Raw genomic sequence first — 24331 nt, 5'->3', positions numbered from 1 at the left:
CTGACACGCGCCTATGCCCCTCGTGTTCCGTTCGCAAAGAAGAAAATCTGCGCAGGGCGAAAAATCCTCCTGCGCTCTTGATTCCCGATGCGCTTGCCAGTCAAGTTGCAAAAGCCAACTTACCACGGTGTTTATAACGAATCCTGTTTGCGGGACGAGGAACTGTCATGACCGATCAGAAGACCCACTACGTACGCCCCGACGTTCAAGCCTTCCTGGCTTTCCTCAACAGCACCGATGCCCCGCCGATGAGCCAGATGGGTCTGGAGGCAGCACGCGCCAGTTACATTGCGATGGGTCAACTCGCCGAAGCCGATCCGCGCGAACTGGCGGTGATCCGCGACCTGACCTGCCCCGGCCCCGCAGGAGACATCCCGCTTCGCCTCTATGATCTGCGCGAAACCCGCGAGGCAGGTCCGGCGGTGGTGTTCTTCCACGGCGGCGGCTTCGTGATCGGCGATCTCGAAAGCCATCACAGCCTGTGCACCGAAATCGCCGCGGAACTCGATCTGCCGGTCATCGCGGTGGACTATCGCCTGGCGCCCGAACACCCCTTCCCCGCCGCGCCGGACGACTGCGAGGCCGCGGCACGCTGGATCGCTGCGAACTCGGCCACGCTGGGGCGCGAAATCACTGGCCTTATCCCCATGGGCGACAGCGCAGGCGGCAACCTGACGATCGTCGTGACCCAGGCGCTGGTCGAAAGCCCCGCGGCGGTGCCGGTGGTCATGCAGGTGCCGATCTACCCGCTTTCCGACGACAAGCCCGATCACCAGTCTTTCCTCGATTTCGCCGAGGGTTTCCTCCTCACCTCGGATTCGATGAACTGGTTCGCCAATGCCTATCAGGCGGTTACCGGCCACAAGCGCGCCTATCCGATCTATGGCGACCACTCGACCACGCCTCCGACGGTGCTAGTGACGGCAGGGCTCGATCCGATTCGCGACAGCGGGCGGGTCTATGGGGCGGAACTCATCCGGTCTGGAGCAGAAGTCGTCTTTCTTGAAATGAAAGGGACGATCCACGGGTTTACGCAGGTGCGCAAGGCAATCCCGAGCGCGCAGGCCGACATGCAGTCGATCTTCAAGGCGGTCCGGCTGCTACTGGAAAGGTTGAAATGACAGACGAATTTGCCGGGCTTCCGTACCGTCCCTGTGTCGGGGTCATGCTCGTGAACAGCGCCGGGCGCGTGTTCGTGGGCAAGCGGATCGACAACAAGGAGATGGACGCCTGGCAGATGCCGCAGGGCGGGATCGACGACGGCGAGGATCTCCACGCCGCCGCCCTGCGCGAACTTCAGGAGGAGACCGGCGTCTCCTCCCACCTCGTGCAGATCATCGCGGAAACGCGCGACGAACTGCTTTATGACCTGCCCGATTTCCTGATGGGCAAGATGTGGGGCGGCAAGTTTCGAGGCCAGCGCCAGAAGTGGCTGCTGATGCGCTTTTCAGGCGAGGATACCGACATCGACCTCAACGCCCATGAACATGCCGAGTTCGAGGCATGGCGCTGGGTTGAACCGGAACAGGTTCCGGAACTGATCGTGCCGTTCAAGAAGCGCGTCTACCGGCAGGTGGTCGAGGAATTCCGCGAACTGATCTGACGTTCGCTGGCGTCAGTTCGTCTCGACCTTCTCGGCTGGGATGACAGCTTCGGCCGACACTACCTTTTTGGCAGGTCCGCGCGCAATGGCCGCCGAGAGTTCGGCGGTTTCCGCGCAAGCTTTGCCACACAGGCCTTCGAGCCGTGTCAGGTTCCGGCGGGCCTTCTCAAGAGCGCCCTTCTCGACCATCGCGCCGCCTTCGCCGGAAATGGCGACGACATTATTGGGATCGCGTTCGAGCACTTGGCGGTAATAGTGGATCGCCTTGCCCTGCAGCCCATCGCGCCGGGCGGCATCAGCCAGCGCCAGCAGCGCAGGATTGCTGGCGGGATCAAGGGCGAGCGCCGCTTCGAAACTGTCAGTCGCCGCCGAAACGTCGCCCTTGGCGAGTGATGCACGACCGTCCTTGAGCAAGGCTTCGACGCGCGGGTCGGACGCCGCCGCGTTCTTCGCCACGCCCATGCTGCCGGTCACGCCAACGACAAGTGACAGAGCGAGGGCAATGGGGGCGTAACGCATCAACAGCTCCTTGGTCCGATTACCTTTTGAAGGACCATCATTGAATGAACCCGCGTCCATGACGCTTCAGTTAACACGGCGTACGAGCGTTGCGAAGAAAAACCCGTCGGTGCCATCCCTAAAGGGTGTAAGCCGCCAGCCGCTGCCCCGCGCTTGGCCCGCAGGCAGCGGGGGCAGCGCGACATCCCAGCCGGGATTGGCCGAAAGGAATGCCTCTATCCGGTCTGCACCTTCAGCATCGAGCAGGGAGCAGACCACATAAGTCAGCCGACCGCCCGGCCTTACCAGCGAAGCCCCGATATCGAGCACATTGGCCTGCATCGCGCAGTAGCGCTCGATCGCCTTGGCATCGAGCCGCCAGCGCGCCTCGGGATTGCGGCGCCAGGTGCCTGTGCCCGAACACGGCGCATCGATCATCACCGCGTCGGCCTTGCCCTGCCAGTCGGCCAGCATCTCAGCCTCACGTCCGGGGTTGAGCAGGCGCGCTTCAACCAGGACCCCTGCCCTGCTGGCGCGCTCCGGAAGGCGGGACAGGCGGGGCCGGTCAATGTCGCAGGCGAGGAGCTTGCCGCGATTGCCCATTGCTGCCCCCAGCGAAAGCGTCTTGCCGCCCGCCCCCGCGCACAGATCGACCACCACTTCGCCGGGCTGCACGCCAAGCGCCATGCAGGCGATCTGGCTGCCGGCGTCCTGCACTTCGAACAGCCCCTCGGCGAATTCCGGCCACGATTCGACTGCCGTACCCGATGGCAGCCGCAAGCCCTGCGGGGCGATAGCTAGGTCGGCCTCGACAGGCAGGCGCGAACGCAATTCGTCTCGCGTGGTCTTGAGCGTATTGGCCCGGATATCGAGCGGCGCCCTTCCCAGCAGCGCGGCCTGTTCCTGATCATCGAGACCCGAAGCCGCAAGTCGTTCTGCCAGCCACAAAGGCGCAACGCCACCGGACGCCACCGGCTCACCTGCCTCAATCGGCGCTGGCCCATAGTTCGATCCATCGAACAACCCGGCCAGAGCCGCGTCCGCTTGCGCCAGACGCAGCATCGCGGCGCGCCCGGACACCGGCACCTCGCCGCATGCCCGGATCGCATTCCATACCAGTTCGCGAATGGCGCGACGGTCCTTAGAGCCGACATAGCGCCGCGCCCGGAACCAATCCGCCGCAATCCGGTCTGCCGACGCGCCCTGCCCGTTGGCCGCCGCAATCACTGCATCAAGCAGATCGATCGCGGCCTGAACCCGCGCCGGAGGCGTCATTCAGCCGCCCTCAGCCAACCTTGTAGTTGGGCGCCTCGCGCGTGATCGTCACGTCGTGGACGTGGCTCTCGCGAAGCCCGGCGTTGGTGATGCGGACGAACTGCGCGCGCTTGCGCAGGTCTTCGATCGTGCGGCTGCCAGTGTAGCCCATCGCGGCCTTCACGCCGCCGACGAGCTGGTGGACCACGTCCTTGGCCGGTCCCTTGTAGGGCACCTGGCCTTCGATGCCTTCAGGCACCAGCTTCATCTGGTCCTTGATGTCCTGCTGGAAGTAGCGGTCGGCCGAGCCGCGCGCCATTGCGCCGACCGAACCCATGCCGCGATACGACTTGTAGGCGCGGCCTTGGTACAGGAACGTCTCGCCCGGCGCTTCCTCGGTGCCGGCCAGCATCGAGCCGATCATCACCGAGCTGGCACCGGCGGCAAGCGCCTTGGCAGCGTCGCCCGAGGTGCGCAGGCCGCCGTCGGCAATCACCGGAACGCCCGACTTCTCGGCTTCCTCGGCGCACTCCATAACGGCCGTCAGCTGCGGCACGCCAACACCCGCGACGATGCGCGTGGTGCAGATCGAGCCGGGACCGATGCCGACCTTCACGCCATCGGCGCCGGCATCGATCAGCGAGCGGGTGGCTTCGGCCGTGGCGACGTTGCCGGCGATCACCTGGACCGAATTCGACAGCTTCTTCGCCGCTTCGACAGCGCGGGCGACGTCACGGTTGTGGCCGTGAGCGGTGTCGATGATGACGACGTCGCATTCGGCCTCGACCAGCGCCTGCGTGCGCAGCAGGCCTTTCTCGCCCACTGTGGTGGCGGCAGCAACGCGCAGGCGACCGGCAGCATCCTTGGTAGCGTCCGGGAAGGTCACGGCCTTCTCGATGTCCTTGACCGTGATCAGGCCGATGCAGTGGAATGCATCATCGACCACCAGCAGCTTCTCGATCCGGCGCTGGTGCAGCAGGCGGCGCGCATCATCGCCGCTGGCGCCGAGCTTTACCGTGGCGAGATTTTCGTGCGTCATCAGTTCCCGCACGGGCTGCTGCGGATTGTCGGCAAAGCGGACGTCGCGGTTGGTGAGGATACCGACAAGCTTGCCCGAAGCCTCGACCACCGGGATGCCGCTGATCTTGTGCTGGCGCATCAGGGCCTGTGCCTCGCCCAGCGGCGCATCGGGCGAAATGGTAATCGGATTGACGACCATGCCACTTTCAAAGCGCTTGACGGCCCGCACCGCGGCGCACTGCTCTTCGATCGAAAGGTTGCGGTGGAGCACGCCGATCCCGCCCAACTGCGCCATGACGATTGCCATGTCGGCCTCGGTCACGGTGTCCATCGCCGACGACAGGACCGGAATGTTGAGATTGATACCCCGGGTCAGCCGCGTGCGCGTGTCGGCCATTGAAGGCACGATATCCGACTCGGCAGGACGCAACAGCACGTCGTCGAAGGTAAGGCCGAGAGGGATGTCCATGATGCGCGCCACTTCTGAAGGTCCGGGGAGATTCGTGGCGGCCCATGTAAACAGGAAGGGGCAGTTCCGCTAGAGGGTTTGGTTCCCGAAATCAGGGGCGCTTTGCAGACGGGGCCGAAGCGCGCGCCGGGTAGCGTTTCGGATCGGCAAAGGCGCGGATCAGTTCGACCTGCAGGTTCACGTCGTCGGCCATCCCGGCGTAGTCGATCCACGGCCCTGGCTGGTCGCTGGGACGATGATAGGTATCCTCCATGAACCGCTCGGTCCGCTCCATGTCGCCGTAGGAGTTGCTGACCATCACCGCCGGGACATCGTGCTGCATCAGGATGAAGCTGTCCTGCCGCCGGATATAGGCGTTGGGCGCATCACCCGGCGCGAGCTTGCGCTTCATGCGCTTGACGACATCGGCAATCAGCGGATCGAGCGGCGTCAGCCCCTTGCCGACCACTCCTATCGGCCCGCCCGGCGGGACCAGCCCGGTGCTGTCGACATTGAACGCGGCGACGAACCGATCGAGCGGGATCGGCGGGTTTTCGGCAAAGGCCATCGCGCCGAGCAGGCCGAGTTCCTCCCCCGTAGTCGCAAGGAAATAGACGTCGCGCTCCAGAGGCTTGCCGCGCGAGAGAATGCGCGCGGTTTCGGTCATGACCGCAAGGCCCGATGCATTATCGATCGCGCCGTTGCAGATCAGGTCCTCGGCCGGCGCGCTGCCGCACTCGCCGAAATGGTCCCAGTGCGCCATCATCAGGACGGCCCCTGCCGAAGGATTGCGCCCTTCCAGCTTGCCGATCAGGTTGTGGGTCTTGATCCGCGTTTCGCGGCTAGTTGCCTCGAAAGTGCCGGAAATTCCGAGAAGATAAGGCGAAAAGTCTGCTGCCCGGGCATCTGCCTGAAGCCGGGCCACGGTCGGCCGTGCCGTTCCGGCGAGCAGCGTCTCGGCCGTTGCCGGCGACAGGAATGCCTCGATCTCATTGCCGATTCTTTCGCCTGCGACCGCATAGCCGGCGCGACGCCGGCGGGCGATCACATCTTCCAGGCCCCGCTCATCATCAAGTACGGTGACAACCGCCAGCGCGCCGGCATCCAGCAACCGCCCCGCGCGATCACCTGCCCGATCTCGCGCAAGGCCCTCCGGCAGGCTGTCGAGCATCACGGCAACCCGGCCGGCAAGTTCCGCGCGCGACGTGACGGGTGACGTGGCCTGCCCGACGAACACCAGTGGCGCATCCTGCACAAGGCTGCGCAGGCCAGACGTTACCACGAACACGCTGTCGATCGGCAGGTTCACCCGCTTGCGACCGCGCATGAAGCTGGCACGTGACAGCACCGGCTCGCGCTCGACAAGTTCCACTGGGGCGAACCAGCCATTGCCAGGCATATTGGTCCCGGCAGACAGCCCGATGTCGAACCACTGACGCGCGAGATAGCGCAGCGTCTTGGTTTCACCCTCGGTGCCCGGTTCGCGTCCATCGAAGGCGTCGCTCGCCAGGGTCTCGACGTGGGCCTTGAGCGCGATCTCCACCGGGCCAGGCTTCTTCGGTGCCGGCCGCGCGGAGACGAGGAGCAGCGCGCTGAGGACCAAGCCCCCCCTTATCGCTACTGTCCAGCCCCCGTAACGCTTCATCGCCGACCCCAAACGCCTCGTCGCAGACCCTTGCTCTCAAAAGCGGGAGCGAGGCGCAAGTTCCCAATTGGGGCGTGGATGATGAACAGAACTTTACATAGGAGGTTGGTGGTTGCCCTTTATTGCGCCACCCAGCCACCGTCGACGTTGTAATTCGCCCCGGTAATGTTGCGCGCTTCATGACGGCACAGGAACAACGCGAGCGCCGCGCAATCTTCCGGCTGGACGAATTGCTTGGTGGGTTGCCGCTCCAGCAGGACATCGTTGATGACCTGATCGCGCGTCAGGCCCCTTGCCTTCATCGTATCGGGAATCTGGTTCTCGACCAGCGGCGTCCAGACGTAGCCGGGGCTGATGCAGTTCGCAGTCACGCCGTCGGTTGCCAGCTCCAGGGCAAGCGTCTTGGTCAGCCCGGCAATGCCATGCTTGGCCGCCACATAGGCGGCCTTGTAAGGCGAAGCCGTGAGCGAATGGGCCGAGGCCGTGAACAGGATGCGACCCCATCCCTTGGCCTTCATGCCCGGAATGCACAGGCGGCAGGCGTCGAACGCGGCCGTGAGGTTGAGCGCGATGATCGTGTCCCACTTGTCGACCGGGAATTCCTCGACCGGGGCGACGTGCTGCATTCCGGCGTTGTTGATCAGGATGTCGACCGCGCCAAACTCCGCCAACGCCGTCGCCACCATCGCTTCGGTGCCTTCGCGCTTCGTCAGGTCCCCTGCGGCAAAGATCGCCCGGCCGCCGCTGACGGAGGCAAGTTCTTCGCACAGCGCCTTGATCTGTTCGGCATCACCGAAGCCATTGAGAACAATGTCCGCTCCTTCTGCGGCCAGCGCCCGCGCATAGGCGAGGCCGATGCCCGAGGTGGAGCCGGTGATGAGCGCGCACTTGCCCTTCAGGAACATTCGATTACTCCGGGGTTTCTGGATGGATTGATCGCGCTGGCATCGCGGGCGGCTCGCCGCTTGTCCAGTCGCAAACGCAAAAAAGGGGATTGCCCATGCGGCTCGACGATTTCGACAGTTCCATCAATGTCCAGGATCAACGCGGCGGCGGCGGCTTCCCGTTCGGCGGCGGCGGCAAGGTGGGTTGCGGCTCGATCGTGATCGCATTGATTGCGGCAGTGGTGTTCGGCGTCGACCCGATGCAGATGCTGGGTTCGATGCAGCAGGGCCAGGTTTCGGCACCAGTTGAACAGCAGGGTGGCGCCTCCTTGGCAGAAAGCTGCTCCGTCAACGAATTCAGCAAGGAAAGCTGCAACGCGCTGTCCTCGCTCAACAAGACGTGGGGCCCACTGTTCCAGCAGGCCAATATCCCGTTCGAAGCCCCGACTCTCGTGTTTTACTCGCAGAATGGCCGGTCGGGCTGCGGCGCGGCACAGAGCGCGATGGGGCCGTTCTACTGCCCGAGCGACAGCGGCATCTATATCGACACCGATTTCTACACGGAAATGGACCGTCAGATGGGTGCCGGCGGCGACTTTGCCCGTGTCTATGTGATGGCGCACGAATACGGCCACCATATCCAGAGCCTGCTCGGCACGTCAGCCAAGGTGCGGCAGTTGCAGCAGAGCAGTCCGAGCCAGGCCAACCGCTACTCGGTCGCTCTCGAACTTCAGGCCGACTGTTATGCCGGCGTCTGGGCAGGCCGCAATCGGGATCGCATCGAAGCGGGCGACATCGAGGAAGGCATGCGTGCAGCACACCAGATCGGCGACGATACTTTGATGAAGGCGGCAGGCCGCCGTCCGGTGGAGGATGCGTTCACACACGGCAGCGCCGCGCAGCGGATGCAGTGGCTGCGCAAGGGAATCGAGACAGCGGACGAGGACCAGTGCGACACGTTCGCCGCGCTGTGATGAGTGTTTGTTAACATTAATTCACGGAACCGCGAAGGGCCTGAAGACTTCATCCGTTAAACGGGGAGCAAACAATGAAGTTTACCAAGGCCCTTCGGTTCGCAACGATACTGCCTTGCACGCTTGCCGTTGCCTTCCCTCTCGCCGCACAGACTGCGGTTTCGGAGGAAAAGGTGACGGCGAGTGATGTGGTTACGAAGCCTTTGTCCGACTTGAACATCAAGAAGGACGAAGTGCCGGAAATTCTCGTCGCTGCGCGGCAGAAGCCTTATGATCTTGCCGGCATGCGCAAGTGTCCTGCCATCGCCGCAGAGATCACCAAGCTTGACGCTGTTCTTGGTGACGACATCGACGTGGCACGGGACGATGGCAATTCGACGCTGAAGATGGGCAATATTGCCAAGTCACTCGTTGGCTCACTGATTCCGTTCGGCGGCGTAATCCGCGAAATCAGTGGCGCAAATGCCCAGCAGCGCAAGTGGAACGAGGCGATCTACGCAGGGTCGGTGCGCCGCGCCTATCTCAAGGGCGTCGGCGAACAGCGCGGCTGCAAATACCCGGCGAGCGCGGCAACGCCAAAGGATGTTTCAGCCTTGTGGTCCGCACGCGAAGCAGCAGAGGCCAAGGCGGAACGCGAAAAGAAGGACGACAGCAAGAAGGACGACGACAAGAAGTCCGCAAAATCGAAGCCGGGCAACGCCGATCCGATCCGCTTCGAAAGCAAACCGGTCGTCCAGAAGGCTGACTGAAAGACCTTCTCGGCCAGATACCGCTTATCCCTTCGCCTTGAGCTTGGCCATTTCAGCGTCGAGTTCCTTGAGGACCTGCTTGCGGATGCTGTCTGACAACGATTTGTCGCGGGCGATTTCCTCGCGCGCCTGACGAATGCTTGCGAGCGCTTCGGCCATGGCATGCTTCTCGATGTCTGCCTCGCTGCCGCATGTGCGGATTCGCACGCGAGTGACCTTGCCGTCGTTCTCCTCGGAGGTATCAACGTTGGCATAGGCATTCTTGCCCCGGCAATGCGGCCCGTCCTCGGAAACGATGTCGGTCACGCCTTCGTTCTCGCCGTTGATCACGATCACGCGCTGCATGCGGCGCTCGCCCTTGCCAGCCAGCGGCGGAGCCGGAGGCATGGGCGGCACGGGCGGAATGCCAGCCTCGGCACGGGCGATCTTCGCCTCGACGTCCGCGTCAGACAATGGCTTGTCGCTCTTGAACACGAAGGTCTTGCCATCGCGGGTGACGGTGCGGACGTGCTCTTGCCCATCCTCGCCGCCATGCTTTTCGATGATGACGGTTTGCTGCTCCATGCCTGGCGCAGGCGGTGCGGGAGGTGGCGGAGCAGCCGGAGGTGCGGGCGGCGCGGGCGGAGCAGGTGGCGGCGGCATGTCCGTAATGCCTTGTGCCATGGCCCCCGCTGCGCTGATGACCAGTGCAACCCCTGCCATCAGCGTCAGCTTCGAATGCTTCCAACCGCTCTTCATCGAACTGCCTCCCCGGGCTGCCCGTATCACCGGGCCGAAAATGAGTGATGCCGGAGTAATCCTACCCCGGCATCAGATCATCTCACGTTCGACAAACCGCCAGTCCGCATGGACCAGTGTCGAGGAATTGGCGTCAGGTCAGTACACGCGCTTCTTCGGCTTGATGTACTCGACGTCGTCGGTCAGCGTGTATTCGTGGACCGGGCGATAGTCGAGACGGACTTCGCCGCCCTTGCCGCCCCAGCCGTTGAACCAGGCTGCGGTGTGCTTCATCCATTCGGCATCGTTGCGCTCGGGGAAATCCTCGTGCGCGTGGGCGCCGCGGCTTTCCTTGCGGTTGTAGGCCGAATGCATGGTGACCGAGGCCTGGCTGATCAGGTTGTCGAGTTCGAGCGTCTCGACGAGATCCGAGTTCCAGATCAGCGAACGGTCGGACACATGGATGTCCTCCATGCGCTTGTAGGTGTTGGCGAGCTTGACCTTGCCTTCAGCCATCAGTTCGTCGGTGCGGAACACTGCGGCGTGGGCCGACATCGTGCGCTGCATTTCGACGCGAACCTCGGCCGTGGGCGAGCCGCCCTTGGCGTGGCGGAAGTGATCGAGGCGGGTCAGCGCAAGGTCGGCGCTGTCCTTGGGCAGCGAGTTGTGCGAGGTGCCCGGCTTGATCAGTTCCTTGAGGCGCAGGCCAGTGGCACGACCGAACACGACAAGGTCGATCAGCGAGTTCGAGCCGAGGCGATTGGCGCCGTGGACCGAAACGCAGGCGGCTTCACCCACTGCGAACAGGCCGGGGACGACCGTCTCGGGGTTGCCGTCGGCACCGATGGTGACGACTTCGCCGTGGTAGTTACAGGGGATGCCGCCCATGTTGTAGTGGACGGTCGGCACGACCGGCAGCGGCTGGCGCGTAAGGTCGACGCCTGCGAAGATCTTGCCGCTTTCGGTGATGCCCGGCAGACGTTCAGCCAGGACGCCTGCATCGATGTGATCGAGGTGCAGGTAGATGTGGTCCTTGTGCGGGCCGACGCCGCGCCCTTCGCGGATTTCCATGGCCATCGAACGCGAGACGACGTCACGCGAGGCGAGGTCCTTGGCCGACGGGGCATAGCGCTCCATGAAGCGCTCGCCCTCGGAGTTGGTGAGGTAGCCGCCCTCACCACGTGCACCTTCGGTGATGAGCACGCCGGCGCCGTAGATGCCGGTCGGGTGGAACTGGACGAATTCCATGTCCTGCAGAGGAAGGCCCGCACGCAGGACCATGCCGCCGCCGTCACCGGTGCAGGTGTGGGCCGAGGTGGCCGTGAAGTACGAACGGCCATAGCCGCCAGTGGCCAGCACGACCGCATGGCTGCGGAAGCGGTGGATCGAGCCATCGTCCATGCACAGCGCGATCACGCCCCGGCATTCGCCGTTTTCCATGATCAGGTCGATCGCGAAGTATTCGATGAAGAAGTCCGCGTCGTACTTCAGCGACTGCTGGTACAGCGCGTGAAGCATGGCGTGGCCGGTACGATCAGCCGCGGCGCAGGTGCGCTGCACCGGCGGGCCTTCGCCCATGTTCTGCATGTGGCCGCCGAACGGACGCTGGTAGATCGTGCCTTCGGGATTGCGGCTGAACGGCACGCCGGCGTGCTCGAGTTCATAGACCGCAGCCGGAGCTTCGCGCACCATGTATTCGATGGCGTCCTGGTCACCCAGCCAGTCCGACCCCTTGACGGTGTCGTACATGTGCCAGGTCCAGTGATCGGGCGAATTGTTGCCGAGCGAGGCGGCGATACCGCCCTGCGCTGCCACGGTGTGCGAGCGCGTCGGGAAGACCTTGGTGATGCAGGCGGTGCGCAGGCCGGCCTGGGCAGAACCCATGGTGGCGCGCAGGCCGGAACCGCCGGCACCGACGACGACGGTGTCGTAGGTGTGGTCGATGATCTTGTAGGCAGGCTGAGTCGAAGTCATGTCTTATGCGCCCCCGAGCGCAATGCGCAGAACCGAAAGGATGCCGAAGGCAGCGGCCGCGAAGGGCACTGCATTGACCAGAAGCCAGGCGACAACCTTGCCGCCTTCTTCATGGACATAATCTTCGAGCATGACCTGCACGCCCATACGGGCATGGGTGAAGGTGTTGATCATGATCAGGATGAGCGCGATCGACGGCAGCGGCCGCGCGACCCAGCCGCGCACAGTGGCATAGCTGTAGTCCGGCAGCAGCGCGAGACTGACGATCAGGAACGTGATCAGGACGAGGTTGCCCACCGCCGTGAGGCGCTGCGTGAGCCAGTGATGGGTGCCTTCGTGGCTGGAGCCCAGCCCGCGCACGCGACCGATGGAGGTGCCGTTACCCATGGGAGTAAGCCTTCCTTGCTTGACGGTTCGTGCCGGCGCTCAGCGCAGCAGCACGAAAGCCCAGAATGCGATGGTGAGGAGGACCGAGATGACGATTGTCAGGCTCGACCAGCGGGCATTGGTTTCCAGTTCGTATCCCGCGCCGATATCGAGGATCAGGTGGCGGATGCCCGAAGCGGCGTGCTGGAAGAAGGCCCAGGTCAGGCCGACAAGCACGATCTTGCCAAGGATCGCGGTAACCGTCTGCAGGCCACCGCCAGTGCCGAGCCACACGTAGTCCAGGAACGTCTGATAGGCCCCTGCCCCGCTTGCCAGCGCACCGATCCACCACAGCAGAAGCCCCAGACCTGCAAACGCAAGGCCGTTGCCGGTGATACGGTGCAGGATCGAAACCAGCATGGCCGGGCCCCAGCGCCAGATCTGGAGATGCGGAGAAATCGGCCGTGCCTTGCGCGCCTGCGCCATGAACATACCCCCTCGACTAGGTACAAGGATCGCGGAAAGGACAGCCCCCGCGACGGATTGCGAGTCCTATTAGTCGAAAAGACCGCCTGCGCAAGCGTATGCAGGATGTAAAAAAGGACAGCCGGTTGCGCTTGTCCAGCGCGGTCCCTAGACGACCCTCATGAGCATGACACTCGCCGTCCTGGCCGCAGCGACTGCGGTGACGCCCGCCCCGGCCGATACTGCCGCAGCCCGTGCAATCATTCGCCAGTGCGAGGGCAAGGAGAACTTCTCCGATCCCGCCCCGCCTGCCCGGATCTTCGGCAATGTCTGGTACGTCGGCACCTGCAACGTCTCGGTCCTGCTGATCACCGGCCCGCAGGGGCACATCCTGGTCGATGCAGCGGTGGAAGAGGCAGTGCCGCAAATCCTTGCCAATATCCGCAAGCTGGGATTCAACCCGAAGGACATCGGCCTGATCGTCTCAAGCCATGAGCATTTCGACCACGTTGGCGGTCTCGCCGCGTTGGAGAAGGCAACCGGTGCGCGCTTCGTCGCGACGGCAGAAGCGGCAAAGGTAATACGCAGCGGCAAAGTCAGCCCCGCTGACCCGCAAGCGCAGGAAATTCATGGCAGTCGCCCTGCAAGAGTAGACTTCGCATTGAAGACCGGGGACGTGTTCAGCGTCGGGCCGCTCAAGATCACGGCTTTCCAGACTCCCGGCCACACCGAGGGTTCGACCAGCTGGCATTGGAAATCGTGCGAGGGGACTGACTGCCGCACGATCACATACGTCGACAGCCTGACCGCTCTCCCGCTCGGCACCTATCGTTTTGCCGATCATCCCGAGCGCGTGGCGATGTTCCGCAAGACCTTCGCGCAAGTGGAGGCGCTGGAATGCGGCGTCCTGCTGACGCCGCATCCTTCGGCCAGCGCCATGTTTGAGCGGATGAGTGGATCCGAACCGCTTGCCGACCCCGATGCCTGCAAGGCGCTGGCGGCAGGCGCGCGGGATCGTCTGGAAAAGGCGCTTGAGAAATGAGCTGGAAAGTCACTATCCACGCCCCGCGCGATGTGATTCAGGCCGCCCTGATCGCGCATGAGGATGCCTGGGACTGGGACCACGACATCGTCATTGCCGGCAGCGAAATCGCCGAGGACAAGCCCGAGGACTGGCAGCTCGAAGCCTGGCTTGACCGCAAGCCGACCAAGGCTGATCAGAACGCCATTGCCGATCTGTTCGAAGGGGCGCCGCCCACGCTGCAGATCGAGAAGCTGCCCGATACCGACTGGGTGACGCTGAGCCAGCAAGGCGTCGAACCCATCCGCGAGGGCGTCTTTCATGTTCACACGCCCGAATATCCGCCGCTCCTCGAGCGTGGCGTTCGAGACTTCGTTATCCCTGCAAGCCAGGCGTTCGGCACCGGCCAGCATGCAACTACCGCAGGCTGCCTCGCCATGCTGAGCCACATGAAGCGGCAAGGCGTGACCGTGCGCAACCTGGCTGACATCGGCACCGGCACCGGTCTGCTCGGCTTCGCCGGGCTGCATCTGTGGCCGACCGCCCGGGCCATCGCCAGTGACATCGATGCTGTTTGCGGCCCGGTCGTGGCAGAGAACGCGGCCAACAACGGCATTCCGCTGGGCGATGGCGTTGGACGCATGGCCATGGTCATCGCCGCCGGAATGGACCATCCCCTGCTCCAGGCGGCCGGGCCCTATGACCTGCTGATCGCCAACATCCTTGCCGGGCCGCTGGTCGAACTGGCACCGGAATTCGCCCGCGCCGTTGTGCCGGGTGGCAGCGTGCTGCTGGCCGGACTGCTTGAAACGCAGGAAGCCACTGTCCGGGCAGCCTATCGCAAGGCGGGCCTGAGGCTGGCGGCGCGGATGGTGCGCGGCGACTGGTCGATCCTGTGGTTGCGACGGCGCGCGGCAGGCGGTGTGCGCGCCAGCCGGGTTGGTGCTCTGCCGGAGTGGTCGAAGCGCTGGTAAGGGGCTTGTGCATCGTGCCGACACACTTGATCATTCGATTAAGCCAGGAGACGCACGATGGAATACGAGACCTTCACGATCGAAAAGCGGGATGCCGCAGAGTGGCTGACTCTCAACCGGCCGGAAGTGCTCAACGCTATCTCGCTGCAGATGGTGCGCGAGCTATCCGACTATTTCGGCAGGCTGTTCCACGATCGTGATGCCCGCGTCGTTGTGATGCGCGGCGCGGGCAAGGCCTTCTGCGCGGGGCTGGATATCAAGGAACGCGCCGAGAACCGCGAGGATATCCCGTTTGCGGGCGGGTTCAGCTTTCAGGGCTATCTGGCCGACGTCTATATAAAGATGCGGCGCTGCCCACAGCCGATTGTCAGCCTAGTCCATGGTGCGGCCTGTGGCGGTGGCTTCTCGTTCGTGCTGGCCTCGGACATTCGCATTGCGGGGACAAGCGCGAGGATGAACGCCGCCTACATCAAGCTCGGACTCTCGGCCTGCGACATGGGCTGCAGCTATCTCCTGCCACGTCTGGTCGGCACTTCGGTAGCGAGCGAACTGATGCTGACGGGGCGTTTCATCCACGCCCCTCGCGCCCTGGCGACCGGGCTCGTTTCGGAAGTCGTACCCGACGAGCAACTTGAAGCGGTGGGCCAGACGTATGTCGATGACCTGCTTGCCGCCTCGCCTATGGGTCTGCGGATGACCAAGGAGGGCCTCAACCTTGCCATCGACGCGCCAAGCCTGGAGGCGGCAATGGCGATCGAGAACCGCAATCAGTTGATGACGGCGGCCAGCCCCAATTTCCGCGAAGGAATGCAGGCGTTTCTGGAGAAGCGAAAGCCGAACTACGTGCCGGAGTGAGCGGCCAAGGTATCACGCAACAGGATCAGCGCGTCGCGGGTGAAAGCCTGCATGTTGGCAAGACGGTCGTCACTGTTGGTCATAACCCGCACCGACGCCTCGATCCCGTCCGGCCCGACGACGCCAATCGCGCTGGTGCCGGAAGCGACGCCCAAGGGATGTGAGCTACCGCCGGAAGCGCCGGTTTCGGCGATGGCCCAATCGGAACTGTAGCGCTGGCGCATCAGCCGCGCTTGCGCCAGAGCATAGTCCTCCTGCGCCGAAGTGTAGCCGCGTAGCGAGCCTGGCGGGTGGCCGAGCACCATGCGCCGCCCCTTGAGCGTGTAGATCACCCCGCCGCCAAGGTAAAACGCCGATGCGCCGGGCATGGCGAGCAGGCTCGCAGAGATGAGGCCTCCGGTCGAGCCATCGACGACGGCAATGGTCTGGTTGCGCGCCTTGAGCAGGGTTCCTGCCTCAGCGGCGATGGCGGCCAAGTCCTGGAGCATCAACCAGCGCTTCGGACGATCTCGGCCCAAGCCGCTTCATCTATCACGTCGATGCCAAGCGCGGCTGCTTGCTTCAGTTTGGAACCTGCGCCGGGTCCTGCCACTACGAGATCAGTCTTGGCAGAGACGGAACCGGCCGCGCGCGCGCCCAGGGCTTCAGCCTGGGCCTTGGCCTCGTCACGGCTCATCGTTTCGAGCTTGCCGGTAAAGACGATGGTCTTGCCGGCCACCGCGCTGTCCTTTGTCTCGACCACGTAGGGTGGCGGGGTGACTTCCGAGAGCAGGTCCTCCCACACCGCGATGTTATGCGGTTCGTGGAAGAAGTCGCCCAACGCTTCGACTACCACTGGGCCGACGCCCTCGATGGAGAGGAGGTCTGCAGTCGCATCGCCGCCTTCCCGCGCAGCAATGGCGGCGTCGCGCAAGTGGGGAAGCGTAACGAAGCGCTTCATCAGATCGCGCGCCGTGACAGCACCGACGTGGCGAATCCCCAAGCCGAAGAGCAGGCGCGCCGCGTCGGGCTGGCGCTTGGCCTCGATGGCTGCCAACAGGTTGTCCACAGACTTGTCCTTCCAGCCTTCGCGCCCGACGATGTCGCTGCGGCGCTTTCTCAGGCGGAAAATGTCGGCCGGGCTTTCAAGCCAGCCGAGCTGAAAGAACTCGATGATCGTCTTTTCCCCCAATCCTTCGATGTCGAGCGCGGCGCGGCTGACGAAGTGCTTGAGGCGTTCGACTCGCTGGGCGGGGCAGATGAGGCCACCGGTGCAGCGAACGTCGACCTCCCCCTCCTCCGCCACCGCTTCGGACTGGCACTCGGGGCAATGGTCCGGGAAGTGGTATGATTCGCGCGGCTCGTCGCGCGTGAGGTTCTCGACCACCTGCGGAATCACGTCGCCCGCGCGCTGGAGCACGATGCGATCGCCGACGCGAAGCCCCAACCTCCCGATCTCGTCGCGGTTGTGCAGGGTGACGTTGGTAACGGTGACGCCGCCGACAAGTACCGGCTTGAGACGGCCCACCGGCGTCAGCTTGCCCGTGCGGCCGACCTGGATGTCGATAGCCTCGAGAGTCGTCTCGGCCTTTTCGGCGGGGAACTTGTGGGCGATGCCCCAGCGCGGGGCCTTGGCGACGAAGCCGAGACGCTCCTGCCAGTCGAGCCGGTCAACCTTGTAGACGACGCCGTCGATGTCATAGGGCAGATCGGCGCGCTGTTGGCCGATCGTGCGGTAATGCGCGACCATCTCGGCAGCCGACGAGCACCGCACCAGCAGTGGCGAAACCGGCACACCCCACTGTGCAATCTTGCGCATCATCTCGAATTGCGTGGGCGCGGGCACCTCGCTCGTCGCACCCCAACCGTGGGCGAGAAAGCGCAATGGCCTGGCGGCGGTGACACTCGCATCCTTCTGGCGCAGCGAACCCGCAGCGGCATTGCGCGGGTTGGCGAAGACCTTGTCGCCTGCTTCGGCCTGCCGGGTATTGAGCGCGAGGAAGTCGGCCTTGGCCATGTAGACCTCGCCGCGAATCTCGAAGACTGCGGGCACGTCGAAAAGACCTGCACCCTTCAGCTCCTGCGGGATATCGGCGATATGCGCCACGTTCGCGGTCACGTCCTCGCCGACCTGCCCGTCACCGCGCGTCGCTGCTCGGACCAGCCTGCCGTTCTCGTAGCGCAGCGAGCAGGACAGGCCGTCGATCTTGTCCTCGGCGGTCATAACCACTTCGGCGCTTTCCGGCAGCGCGAGGAAGCGGCGGACGCGGGCGACGAATTCCTCGACTTCCTCATCGGTGAAGGCGTTGTCGAGGCTCATCATGCGAACCTCGTGGGTGACCTTGCCCAGCGGCGAGGCTGCAACTTCGTGCCCGACTTGCGCGCTGGGACTATCGGGCCGGATCAGATGCGGGAATGCGGCTTCAAGCTCGGCATTGCGGCGCACCAGCGCGTCGTACTCGGCGTCGGAAATCTCGGGCGAATCCTCCGCATGGTAAAGGCGGTTATGCTTTGCAATCTGCCGCGCCAGCCGCATGAGTTCGTTGGCGGCTTCGGCTTCGGTTATCTCGATCATCATGCTGGTCCAAGGAGCGTGGCAACCATCGGGCGACGGGCGCGGAAGCCCAGGCTTTCATAAAGGCGGATCGCCGAGACGTTGCTGGCGTAGCTGTGCAGATACGGCACTTCGCCCCGCGCTGCCATGCCGGCCATGACCTTGCGGATCAGACGCGCGGCAAGGCCCCTGCCCCGGAATTCCGGCCAGGTACAGACACCGCTGAGTTCGGCAAGGTGAGCTGCGGGGCGCATGCGTTCGCCTGCCATCGCGGCTAGGCGGCCATCGATGCGGATGCCGTGGAACTGCCCATAGCGCCAAGTCTGCGGCGCCCAAGGTCCGGGCTCGGTGGCGCGAGCCAGGTCTGCCATTTCGGCCGCATCGGCTCTGCCCAGTGCCACAATTTCGGTATCCTCGATCGGAACGATTGGGCCATCTGCGATCATCTGCAAAAGCGGTGCCTCGCGCAAGACCTGCAGGCCCACGGGCGCAGGCAAGGCTTCGGGCTCGACAAGCCAGATCTCACCCCCGTGCAGATGCTGCGCCAGGTCTCCCTCATTGCCGGGATCTGCTGCGGCAAACGGTCCATAAGCAGGATCAAGACGACGCACCGACCCCGTCCCCACGTCGAGTGCGTTCTGTGGCCCGCCAAGCGAGTGCCAGACAGGGCGGTCGAGCGAATTGAGTTGCACCATTTGCGAAATTTCGATCACGCCCGCTCCAGCAGGCGATCGGCTTGTGCCCGAGCTTCGGCAGTAACCTCAGCGCCCGAAAGCATGCGCGCGATTTCCTCCTTGCGCGCCGCTGCATCGAGCAACGCGACCGACGTGCGGGTGACGGTGCCATCCGAGCTTTTGGCGATCATGTAGTGGCGGTCGCCGCGCGCGGCGACCTGCGGGCTGTGCGTGACGGCAAGTAACTGCCCGCCACTGGCGAGACGCGCCAGCCGGTCGCCGATCGCGCTCGCCACCGCACCGCCGACGCCACGGTCAATCTCGTCGAAGATGATCGTTGCCGCGCCGCCCTCTTCAGCAAGCGCGACCTTAAGCGCGAGGATGAAACGCGAAAGTTCGCCGCCCGAGGCGATCTTGCCGAGTGGGGCGAAATCCGCGCCGGGGTTGGTCGAGATCAGGAACTCGACAGCATCGATTCCGCCAGCACCCCAGCGATCATCGGGCAGTCGTAGGACCGCTGTGTGGAACTTTGCGGCATCAAGCTTTAGCGGGGCCAGTTCAGCCGCCACTGCCTTGTCGAGCCTGCGGGCAGCTTCGGCGCGCTGGACCGAGAGCGTCTCGGCCTTCGCCTGATAGTCCAGCGCCGCATCGCGCGCGGTCCGTTCGAGACCTGCGATCTGGGCCTCTCCCCCTTCGATGGCGTCAAGCGCAGCGCGCATCTCGGTCATCTTGTGGGGGAGTTCATCGACGGTGCAGCCGTGCTTGCGGGCAGCCGCGCGCAGGTCGAACAGCCGCGTCTCGATGCGGTCGAGCAGAGCGGGATCGTGGGCCAGGACCTCGGCGGCGCGTGCCAGCTTGTCCTCAGCCTCGCTAGCCTCGATGACCGCCCGGTCAAGCGCTTCGAGCGCTTCGGCCAGCAGCGGGTGCTCGGTGGCGATGCGGTCAAGCCGGCGGGCGGCACTGCGCAGCGTGGCAAGGGCGGAGTCGGAGCCCTCCCACAGGCGCTGCAGCTCGACGAGGTCGCCAGAAAGCCGCTCACCCTTCTGCATATCGGCGCGCTGACCGGCGAGTTCGTCCTCCTCGCCGATGATCGGAGCGAGGGCATTGAGTTCGGCCAAGTGGGCGAGCAGAAGGTCCTGTTCTTCGGCAGCGCGCGAGACTGCGGCACGGGCCGACTGAAGCGCATCCTCTGCCTTGCGCCACTTGATCCATGCGCTGTCCACGCCTGCGACATCGGCCCCGGCATAACGGTCAAGCAGGGCACGATGGCCGCGCGCGTTTACGAGGCCGCGATCATCGTGTTGGCCGTGAAGTTCGACAAGGCTGCGGGCCAGTTCGCGAAGCAGAGCAACGCCGACGGGCTGATCGTTGACGAACGCCTTCGACCCACCATCGGCACGGACGCGGCGCTTGATGATCAACGGCTCACCCGGTTCAACCTCGATTTCGGCCTCGTTAAGCGCAGCGCGGATCGCCGCGGGCATCCGGTCAAACTCGAACGTGGCGGTGACGCTGGCCTGATCTTCGCCGGACCGGACGAGCCCGCTGTCCGCCCGATCGCCCAGAACTAGACCCAGCGCATCGAGCAGGATCGACTTGCCGGCGCCGGTTTCGCCCGTCAGCACGCCAAGCCCGCTGGCAAAGCTGAGATCGAGCGCCTCGATGAGCACGACATTGCGGATCGACAGGCTGGTGAGCATCACGCGATTCTCTAGCCGGTTGTGGCGCGCTCGTCCACGCACGGAGAAGCCTTTCGTTCTCCACTTGTTTCATTCGAGTGACAGCATGCCACACGCCCGCAATGCGAATCCGCCATTGGCGGCTCCAGATGGAGAAAGGTTCGCTCATGGCATCGCATGCGAAACTCGAGGGCTCGAGGCCGTTCAAATCCGCCGCAGATCTGATTTCGTCTGCTCCAGCGTGGCTCGACCTGCCCGAACCGCGCGGCTTTCGACCCAAGCGCCGCCTGCGCACCGTGTGGATTTCCGATGTCCACCTCGGCACGCGCGGCTGCAACGCACCAATGCTCCTCGATTTCCTCGCAGCCATCGAATGCGAGACGCTGTACCTTGTCGGTGACATTGTCGACGGCTGGCGGTTGAGCAAGGGCTGGTACTGGCCCGATGCGCACAACGAAGTGATCCGGCGCATCCTCAAGATGGCGCACCGGGGCACGCGCGTGATCCTGATAGCCGGCAATCACGACGAGATGCTGCGCCCCTATGCCGGCATGAGCTTTGGCGGGGTGGAACTGGCGCTCGAGACCATTCATGAAACCGCCGATGGACGCCGCCTGCTGGTGACCCATGGTGACGGGTTCGATGGCGTGGTGCTCTATGCGCGCTGGCTGGCGTTTCTGGGCGACAAGGCCTATTCGCTGCTGCTGCGCGCCAACGTGCTATTCAACATCGCGCGTCGGCACCTCAAGATGCCTTACTGGTCCCTGTCGGCCTACCTGAAGAAGAAGGTCAAGAACGCAGTCCAGTTCGTCTGCGACTTCGAGGAGGCGGTTGCCCATGCCGCGCGCGACATAGGCGTGGATGGTGTGGTTTGCGGCCATATCCACTGCGCCGAGATCCGCCAGATCGGCGACGTGACCTATTACAACGATGGTGACTGGGTGGAGAGTTGCACGGCGCTTGCCGAAGAGTTCGACGGCAGCATGTCGATCATCGACTGGGCCGAGGACACGCGGCGCGCGGCTGCAGTCAAGGCAGCGCTCAAGCCCATTCCGCAGCTGGAGGAGCAACCGGCATGAGGATCGCGATCTGCACGGATGCCTGGCATCCGCAGGTGAACGGTGTCGTCCGGACCCTTGCGGCAACTGTCGACCGCCTGATCAGGCGAGGTCACGAAATCGAACTGGTCACGCCGAGCCAGTTCCTGACGATGCCGCTGCCTGGCTACAGCGAGATACGCCTCGCCATGCTGCCCCGGTTCGGCACGCGGCGCACCCTGGCAGACTTCGCTCCCGACGTTGTGCACATTGCCACGGAAGGCCCGATCGGATGGAGCGCAAGGAGCTGGTGCAAGGCCAATAACGTGCCGTTCACCAGCGCTTTTCATACCCGTTTTCCCGAGTATGCGGCTGTCCGTACCGGCTTGAAAACCGAGCGCTTCTGGCCAGTCATGCGCCGCTTTCATGGTGCGAGCCGAGCGGTATTGGTGTCGACGCCAACGCTGGCGGGTGAACTGGCGAGCCACGGCGTGACGCAGACGCGGCTCTGGACGCGCGGCATCGACCGGGACCTGTTCCATCCTGATCATGATCCGTTGCCTGAACTGGCAGATCTGCCACGCCCGATCATGCTCAATGTCGGTCGCGTGGCGATCGAGAAGAACTTGATCGCCTTCCTCGATGCAAATGTGCCCGGCACGAAAGTGGTCGTGGGAGACGGCCCCGCTCTGGCAAGACTGCAGACCCAGTATCCCGCGGCGGTCTTCCTGGGCGCGTGCCATGGCGAGCAATTGGCGCGAGCCTATGTTTCGGCCGATGTCTTCGTCTTTCCGAGCAGGACCGACACATTCGGTCTTGTCATGATCGAAGCTCTTGCCTGCGGAGTTCCGGTTGCAGCCTATCCCGTGCCGGGTCCACTCGACATCATCGGGCGTGAGGGGCGCGGCCCGTCCGGTGACCTGCCCATGCAAATCGGCGCCCTGGACGAAGACCTTGGCCTGGCGATCCAGAAGGCCTTGCGCTGTGATCGGATGGGCGCCGCCGTTCAAGGTGCGCGATACAACTGGGATCGCGCGACCGATCAGTTCCTCGAGGCCGTGGGCGACGCCATACGCGAGCCCACTGCACGCGAGTTCGCCTGAAGTCATGTAATCAGACAAAAGGCGGTGGCATCTATCCGGAGTGCCATGCTATGGGCGCGGCCACGGAGACCCGCCCCAATGCTTGCAGATGCCCCGCCCCAACCTGTTGTAATCGCATCGGAAACGAACGAAGCCGCAGCCTCGCGGGAGTTGCCGGCCGGTGTGGCAGATCTGATTGACGCAACACTGGCATCAGGCAATCGCGCCGATGCCGAAGCTGTTATTCGTTCTGCCAAGCTTGCGTTCCCAAATGCCGCAGAAGCGATCGACAAGAGGGTCGCCACACGCAAATCGTCCGGCTTCGCCCTGGTTCCGGCACAAGCGAGGAACGCTAGCGAACCCAAAAGGCCAGAAGCCGCAGGCAAACCCGCGAAAGAACCGAAAGTTACCGGCGAAGGGGAAGCAGGAGCATTTGCCAACACCGGCAATGCCCCGGGCATTGGTCTGGTGGGCGGCTTCAAGCTGCTGGCGGAAGGCGCAAACTGGCGCATCGCCACGACTGCCCGTGCAGATTACCAGGAAACGGCTGACGTGGTCACCCGCGAACAATATCGCTTCTCTGCAGAGCCGAACTACAAGTTCGACAGCCGAGGCTATCTCTACGGTCTCGGGCAGTTCGAGCAGGACCGCTTTCAGGGTTTTGCATCGCGCTACAGCATCTCGGGCGGGTTGGGCTACAGCCTGCTGAAAGCCGATCATGCCAAGCTGAGCGTCAAGGCCGGACCAGCATGGCGCGTGACGAACCCGGTGGATGGCGATCGCGAATCCGTCGTGGCAGGGCTGGCATCGTTGGAAGCTAAGATCAAGCTGACACCGAGCCTGGAATACAGTCAGGATGCCAGCGCCTATTTCGATGCGCAGGGCAGCACGTTCTATACCCTTGCGGCTCTCGATTCACGACTGATCGGCAAGCTGAAGGCCCGGCTTTCGTACATGGTGCAGCACGAAACTGCACCTGAACTCGGCCGACTCGGCACGGATACGACGAGTCGGCTGACGCTGGTCTACGGGTTCTGAAGCGCGTTCAGGCGGCAGTTGTGCCCGGCGCGTACTTGTTCATCAGATCGTAGGAGCGCTCGTACCATTTGCTGCCCGGGTAATTGGTGCCCAGCACTGACGCAGCCTTCTGTGCCTCCTGCGGCAAGCCAAGCGAGAGGTAGCTCTCGACCAGGCGATATAGCGCCTCGGGCGTGTGGCTGGTGCTCTGATACTTTTCGACCACGGTGCGGAAGCGGAGCGTACCGGCCAGCCACTTGCCGCTACGCTGGTACATGCGGCCGATCTCCATTTCCTTGCCGGCAAGGTGATCGTTGATCAGGTCGATCTTGAGCCGTGCGTCGGCAGCATAATCGGTATTGGGATAGCGGCGAACCAGCTCGTTCATCGCGGTCAGCGCCTGCTGCGTGATCTTCTGGTCGCGCGTGACGTCAGAGATCTGCTCGTAATAGCAGAGCGCGACGAGGTAATAAGCGTATGGCGCATCCTTGTTGCCGGGGTGGATCGACAGGAAGCGCTGGGCCGACTGGACCGACTTCGAATAGTCGCGGGCGACATAATAGCTGAATGCGCTCATCAGCTGAGCGCGGCGGGCCCAGGGCGAATAGGGATGCTGACGCTCGACCTCGTCGAACAGTGCGGCGGCCTGCTTCGAATCGCCGCGATCAAGCCGGTCCTTGGCCGCCGTATAGAGCGTATCGACGTCGCGCGCGACGTAGGCCACGTCCTTCTTCTTGTTTCCTCCGCCCGCACAACCGGCAGTCACGCCCATGGCGACGGTAGCGGCGGCGAGGACGGCGAAGCGCAGCGGGCGGCGCATATCGAGGACGGTCATGCCGACCCTATAGCCAGCCGGTTCCTG

At 64.0% G+C, this 24331-nt stretch carries 24 protein-coding genes; 10 read left to right on the top strand and 14 right to left on the bottom strand.

The window, feature by feature from the left end; translation table 11 throughout:
* Positions 1-167: 167 nt before the first annotated feature.
* Both NJ75_RS10090 and NJ75_RS10085 read left to right on the top strand, forming a co-directional pair.
* Positions 168-1121, top strand: a complete 954-nt coding sequence (locus NJ75_RS10090) for an alpha/beta hydrolase (protein WP_039334003.1) — start codon at positions 168-170, stop codon at positions 1119-1121.
* Positions 1118-1603: an RNA pyrophosphohydrolase gene (locus NJ75_RS10085; RefSeq protein WP_039334001.1), complete on the top strand. Its 486-nt coding sequence runs from the start codon at positions 1118-1120 to the stop codon at positions 1601-1603. The genes NJ75_RS10090 and NJ75_RS10085 overlap by 4 nt, the downstream gene beginning before the upstream one ends.
* 12 nt (positions 1604-1615) lie before the next feature.
* Here the strand turns inward: NJ75_RS10085 and NJ75_RS10080 are convergent, their stop codons facing one another.
* From NJ75_RS10080 to NJ75_RS10060, 5 genes are all read right to left on the bottom strand, one after another.
* On the bottom strand, positions 1616-2122 hold the full coding sequence (locus NJ75_RS10080) for a tetratricopeptide repeat protein (RefSeq protein WP_236727118.1): 507 nt from the start codon (positions 2120-2122) through the stop codon (positions 1616-1618).
* A gap of 66 nt (positions 2123-2188) precedes the next feature.
* Complete coding sequence (locus tag NJ75_RS10075) at positions 2189-3376, bottom strand: RsmB/NOP family class I SAM-dependent RNA methyltransferase (RefSeq protein WP_039333998.1); 1188 nt, start codon at positions 3374-3376, stop codon at positions 2189-2191.
* Between the two features lie 10 nt (positions 3377-3386).
* Complete coding sequence (guaB, locus tag NJ75_RS10070; protein WP_039334097.1) at positions 3387-4844, bottom strand: IMP dehydrogenase; 1458 nt, start codon at positions 4842-4844, stop codon at positions 3387-3389.
* Between the two features lie 91 nt (positions 4845-4935).
* Entirely contained in the window at positions 4936-6468 is a 1533-nt protein-coding gene (locus NJ75_RS10065) for a M28 family peptidase (RefSeq protein WP_052242294.1), read from the bottom strand.
* Between the two features lie 119 nt (positions 6469-6587).
* Positions 6588-7373: a 3-hydroxybutyrate dehydrogenase gene (locus NJ75_RS10060; protein ID WP_039333997.1), complete on the bottom strand. Its 786-nt coding sequence runs from the start codon at positions 7371-7373 to the stop codon at positions 6588-6590.
* A 95-nt stretch (positions 7374-7468) separates the two neighbouring features.
* Between NJ75_RS10060 and ypfJ the strand changes: the two genes are divergently transcribed.
* The gene (gene ypfJ / locus NJ75_RS10055; protein WP_039333996.1) at positions 7469-8326 is read left to right on the top strand and encodes a KPN_02809 family neutral zinc metallopeptidase; all 858 of its coding nucleotides are present in this window, start codon (positions 7469-7471) and stop codon (positions 8324-8326) included.
* A gap of 74 nt (positions 8327-8400) precedes the next feature.
* Positions 8401-9075: a hypothetical protein gene (locus NJ75_RS10050; protein ID WP_174544572.1), complete on the top strand. Its 675-nt coding sequence runs from the start codon at positions 8401-8403 to the stop codon at positions 9073-9075.
* 24 nt (positions 9076-9099) lie between these two features.
* Here the strand turns inward: NJ75_RS10050 and NJ75_RS10045 are convergent, their stop codons facing one another.
* From NJ75_RS10045 to sdhC, 4 genes are all read right to left on the bottom strand, one after another.
* On the bottom strand, positions 9100-9813 hold the full coding sequence (locus NJ75_RS10045) for a hypothetical protein (protein ID WP_039333995.1): 714 nt from the start codon (positions 9811-9813) through the stop codon (positions 9100-9102).
* Between the two features lie 138 nt (positions 9814-9951).
* On the bottom strand, positions 9952-11766 hold the full coding sequence (gene sdhA / locus NJ75_RS10040) for a succinate dehydrogenase flavoprotein subunit (RefSeq protein ID WP_039333993.1): 1815 nt from the start codon (positions 11764-11766) through the stop codon (positions 9952-9954).
* Between the two features lie 3 nt (positions 11767-11769).
* Positions 11770-12153 carry a succinate dehydrogenase, hydrophobic membrane anchor protein gene (sdhD, locus tag NJ75_RS10035; protein ID WP_039333991.1) on the bottom strand — a complete coding sequence of 128 codons (384 nt, stop codon included), beginning with the start codon at positions 12151-12153 and terminating at the stop codon, positions 11770-11772.
* A 39-nt stretch (positions 12154-12192) separates the two neighbouring features.
* On the bottom strand, positions 12193-12618 hold the full coding sequence (gene sdhC / locus NJ75_RS10030) for a succinate dehydrogenase, cytochrome b556 subunit (protein WP_039334091.1): 426 nt from the start codon (positions 12616-12618) through the stop codon (positions 12193-12195).
* 160 nt (positions 12619-12778) lie between these two features.
* Between sdhC and bla the strand changes: the two genes are divergently transcribed.
* The 3 genes from bla to NJ75_RS10015 are packed head-to-tail and all read left to right on the top strand — an operon-like array spanning position 12779 to position 15447.
* Complete coding sequence (gene bla / locus NJ75_RS10025) at positions 12779-13639, top strand: subclass B3 metallo-beta-lactamase (protein WP_039333985.1); 861 nt, start codon at positions 12779-12781, stop codon at positions 13637-13639.
* A complete protein-coding gene (locus tag NJ75_RS10020) occupies positions 13636-14592 on the top strand; it encodes a 50S ribosomal protein L11 methyltransferase (RefSeq protein ID WP_039333983.1) in 957 nt (318 codons plus the stop codon). Before bla ends, NJ75_RS10020 begins: the two co-directional genes overlap by 4 nt.
* A 57-nt stretch (positions 14593-14649) precedes the next feature.
* On the top strand, positions 14650-15447 hold the full coding sequence (locus tag NJ75_RS10015; RefSeq protein ID WP_039333981.1) for an enoyl-CoA hydratase/isomerase family protein: 798 nt from the start codon (positions 14650-14652) through the stop codon (positions 15445-15447).
* Here the strand turns inward: NJ75_RS10015 and NJ75_RS10010 are convergent.
* The 4 genes from NJ75_RS10010 to recN are packed head-to-tail and all read right to left on the bottom strand — an operon-like array spanning position 15432 to position 20354.
* The gene (locus tag NJ75_RS10010) at positions 15432-15935 is read right to left on the bottom strand and encodes a CinA family protein (protein WP_039333979.1); all 504 of its coding nucleotides are present in this window, start codon (positions 15933-15935) and stop codon (positions 15432-15434) included. The genes NJ75_RS10015 and NJ75_RS10010 overlap by 16 nt on opposite strands.
* The gene (ligA, locus tag NJ75_RS10005; protein WP_407668267.1) at positions 15935-18001 is read right to left on the bottom strand and encodes an NAD-dependent DNA ligase LigA; all 2067 of its coding nucleotides are present in this window, start codon (positions 17999-18001) and stop codon (positions 15935-15937) included. The genes NJ75_RS10010 and ligA overlap by 1 nt, the downstream gene beginning before the upstream one ends.
* Entirely contained in the window at positions 18001-18693 is a 693-nt protein-coding gene (locus tag NJ75_RS10000; RefSeq protein WP_322788205.1) for a GNAT family N-acetyltransferase, read from the bottom strand. Before NJ75_RS10000 ends, ligA begins: the two co-directional genes overlap by 1 nt.
* Positions 18690-20354, bottom strand: coding sequence for a DNA repair protein RecN (recN, locus tag NJ75_RS09995; RefSeq protein WP_039333974.1), 1665 nt, complete (start codon positions 20352-20354; stop codon positions 18690-18692). Before recN ends, NJ75_RS10000 begins: the two co-directional genes overlap by 4 nt.
* A gap of 146 nt (positions 20355-20500) precedes the next feature.
* Here recN and NJ75_RS09990 point away from each other — a divergent pair, with 146 nt between their 5' ends.
* The 3 genes from NJ75_RS09990 (at position 20501) to NJ75_RS09980 (ending at position 23490) form a co-directional block, all read left to right on the top strand.
* Entirely contained in the window at positions 20501-21412 is a 912-nt protein-coding gene (locus tag NJ75_RS09990) for a UDP-2,3-diacylglucosamine diphosphatase (RefSeq protein ID WP_082013349.1), read from the top strand.
* Positions 21409-22473: a glycosyltransferase family 4 protein gene (locus NJ75_RS09985; RefSeq protein ID WP_039333972.1), complete on the top strand. Its 1065-nt coding sequence runs from the start codon at positions 21409-21411 to the stop codon at positions 22471-22473. The genes NJ75_RS09990 and NJ75_RS09985 overlap by 4 nt, the downstream gene beginning before the upstream one ends.
* 162 nt (positions 22474-22635) lie before the next feature.
* Positions 22636-23490: a DUF481 domain-containing protein gene (locus tag NJ75_RS09980; protein WP_236727117.1), complete on the top strand. Its 855-nt coding sequence runs from the start codon at positions 22636-22638 to the stop codon at positions 23488-23490.
* Positions 23491-23497: 7 nt separating this feature from the next.
* On the opposite strand, the gene NJ75_RS09975 is transcribed toward NJ75_RS09980, so the two are convergent.
* A complete protein-coding gene (locus tag NJ75_RS09975) occupies positions 23498-24304 on the bottom strand; it encodes an outer membrane protein assembly factor BamD (RefSeq protein WP_039333970.1) in 807 nt (268 codons plus the stop codon).
* Positions 24305-24331 lie beyond the last annotated feature (27 nt).

It is taken from the genome of Novosphingobium subterraneum, from assembly GCF_000807925.1.
GTDB classification, from domain to species: Bacteria; Pseudomonadota; Alphaproteobacteria; order Sphingomonadales; family Sphingomonadaceae; genus Novosphingobium; species Novosphingobium subterraneum.
The sequence above is the reverse complement of the archived record's forward strand: the minus strand, read 5'-3'. Positions and strand labels throughout refer to the sequence as shown.

What these genes read in the sequence shown, in the direction of transcription:
- NJ75_RS10090 (WP_039334003.1), top strand. Translation starts at nt 168, where the DNA reads ATGACCGATCAGAAGACCCACTACGTACGCCCCGACGTTCAAGCCTTC.
- NJ75_RS10085 (WP_039334001.1), top strand. Translation starts at nt 1,118, where the DNA reads ATGACAGACGAATTTGCCGGGCTTCCGTACCGTCCCTGTGTCGGGGTC.
- NJ75_RS10080 (WP_236727118.1), bottom strand. Translation starts at nt 2,122, where the DNA reads ATGCGTTACGCCCCCATTGCCCTCGCTCTGTCACTTGTCGTTGGCGTG.
- NJ75_RS10075 (WP_039333998.1), bottom strand. Translation starts at nt 3,376, where the DNA reads ATGACGCCTCCGGCGCGGGTTCAGGCCGCGATCGATCTGCTTGATGCA.
- guaB (WP_039334097.1), bottom strand. Translation starts at nt 4,844, where the DNA reads ATGGACATCCCTCTCGGCCTTACCTTCGACGACGTGCTGTTGCGTCCT.
- NJ75_RS10065 (WP_052242294.1), bottom strand. Translation starts at nt 6,468, where the DNA reads ATGAAGCGTTACGGGGGCTGGACAGTAGCGATAAGGGGGGGCTTGGTC.
- NJ75_RS10060 (WP_039333997.1), bottom strand. Translation starts at nt 7,373, where the DNA reads ATGTTCCTGAAGGGCAAGTGCGCGCTCATCACCGGCTCCACCTCGGGC.
- ypfJ (WP_039333996.1), top strand. Translation starts at nt 7,469, where the DNA reads ATGCGGCTCGACGATTTCGACAGTTCCATCAATGTCCAGGATCAACGC.
- NJ75_RS10050 (WP_174544572.1), top strand. Translation starts at nt 8,401, where the DNA reads ATGAAGTTTACCAAGGCCCTTCGGTTCGCAACGATACTGCCTTGCACG.
- NJ75_RS10045 (WP_039333995.1), bottom strand. Translation starts at nt 9,813, where the DNA reads ATGAAGAGCGGTTGGAAGCATTCGAAGCTGACGCTGATGGCAGGGGTT.
- sdhA (WP_039333993.1), bottom strand. Translation starts at nt 11,766, where the DNA reads ATGACTTCGACTCAGCCTGCCTACAAGATCATCGACCACACCTACGAC.
- sdhD (WP_039333991.1), bottom strand. Translation starts at nt 12,153, where the DNA reads ATGGGTAACGGCACCTCCATCGGTCGCGTGCGCGGGCTGGGCTCCAGC.
- sdhC (WP_039334091.1), bottom strand. Translation starts at nt 12,618, where the DNA reads ATGGCGCAGGCGCGCAAGGCACGGCCGATTTCTCCGCATCTCCAGATC.
- bla (WP_039333985.1), top strand. Translation starts at nt 12,779, where the DNA reads ATGAGCATGACACTCGCCGTCCTGGCCGCAGCGACTGCGGTGACGCCC.
- NJ75_RS10020 (WP_039333983.1), top strand. Translation starts at nt 13,636, where the DNA reads ATGAGCTGGAAAGTCACTATCCACGCCCCGCGCGATGTGATTCAGGCC.
- NJ75_RS10015 (WP_039333981.1), top strand. Translation starts at nt 14,650, where the DNA reads ATGGAATACGAGACCTTCACGATCGAAAAGCGGGATGCCGCAGAGTGG.
- NJ75_RS10010 (WP_039333979.1), bottom strand. Translation starts at nt 15,935, where the DNA reads ATGCTCCAGGACTTGGCCGCCATCGCCGCTGAGGCAGGAACCCTGCTC.
- ligA (WP_407668267.1), bottom strand. Translation starts at nt 18,001, where the DNA reads ATGATCGAGATAACCGAAGCCGAAGCCGCCAACGAACTCATGCGGCTG.
- recN (WP_039333974.1), bottom strand. Translation starts at nt 20,354, where the DNA reads ATGCTCACCAGCCTGTCGATCCGCAATGTCGTGCTCATCGAGGCGCTC.
- NJ75_RS09990 (WP_082013349.1), top strand. Translation starts at nt 20,501, where the DNA reads ATGGCATCGCATGCGAAACTCGAGGGCTCGAGGCCGTTCAAATCCGCC.
- NJ75_RS09985 (WP_039333972.1), top strand. Translation starts at nt 21,409, where the DNA reads ATGAGGATCGCGATCTGCACGGATGCCTGGCATCCGCAGGTGAACGGT.
- NJ75_RS09975 (WP_039333970.1), bottom strand. Translation starts at nt 24,304, where the DNA reads ATGACCGTCCTCGATATGCGCCGCCCGCTGCGCTTCGCCGTCCTCGCC.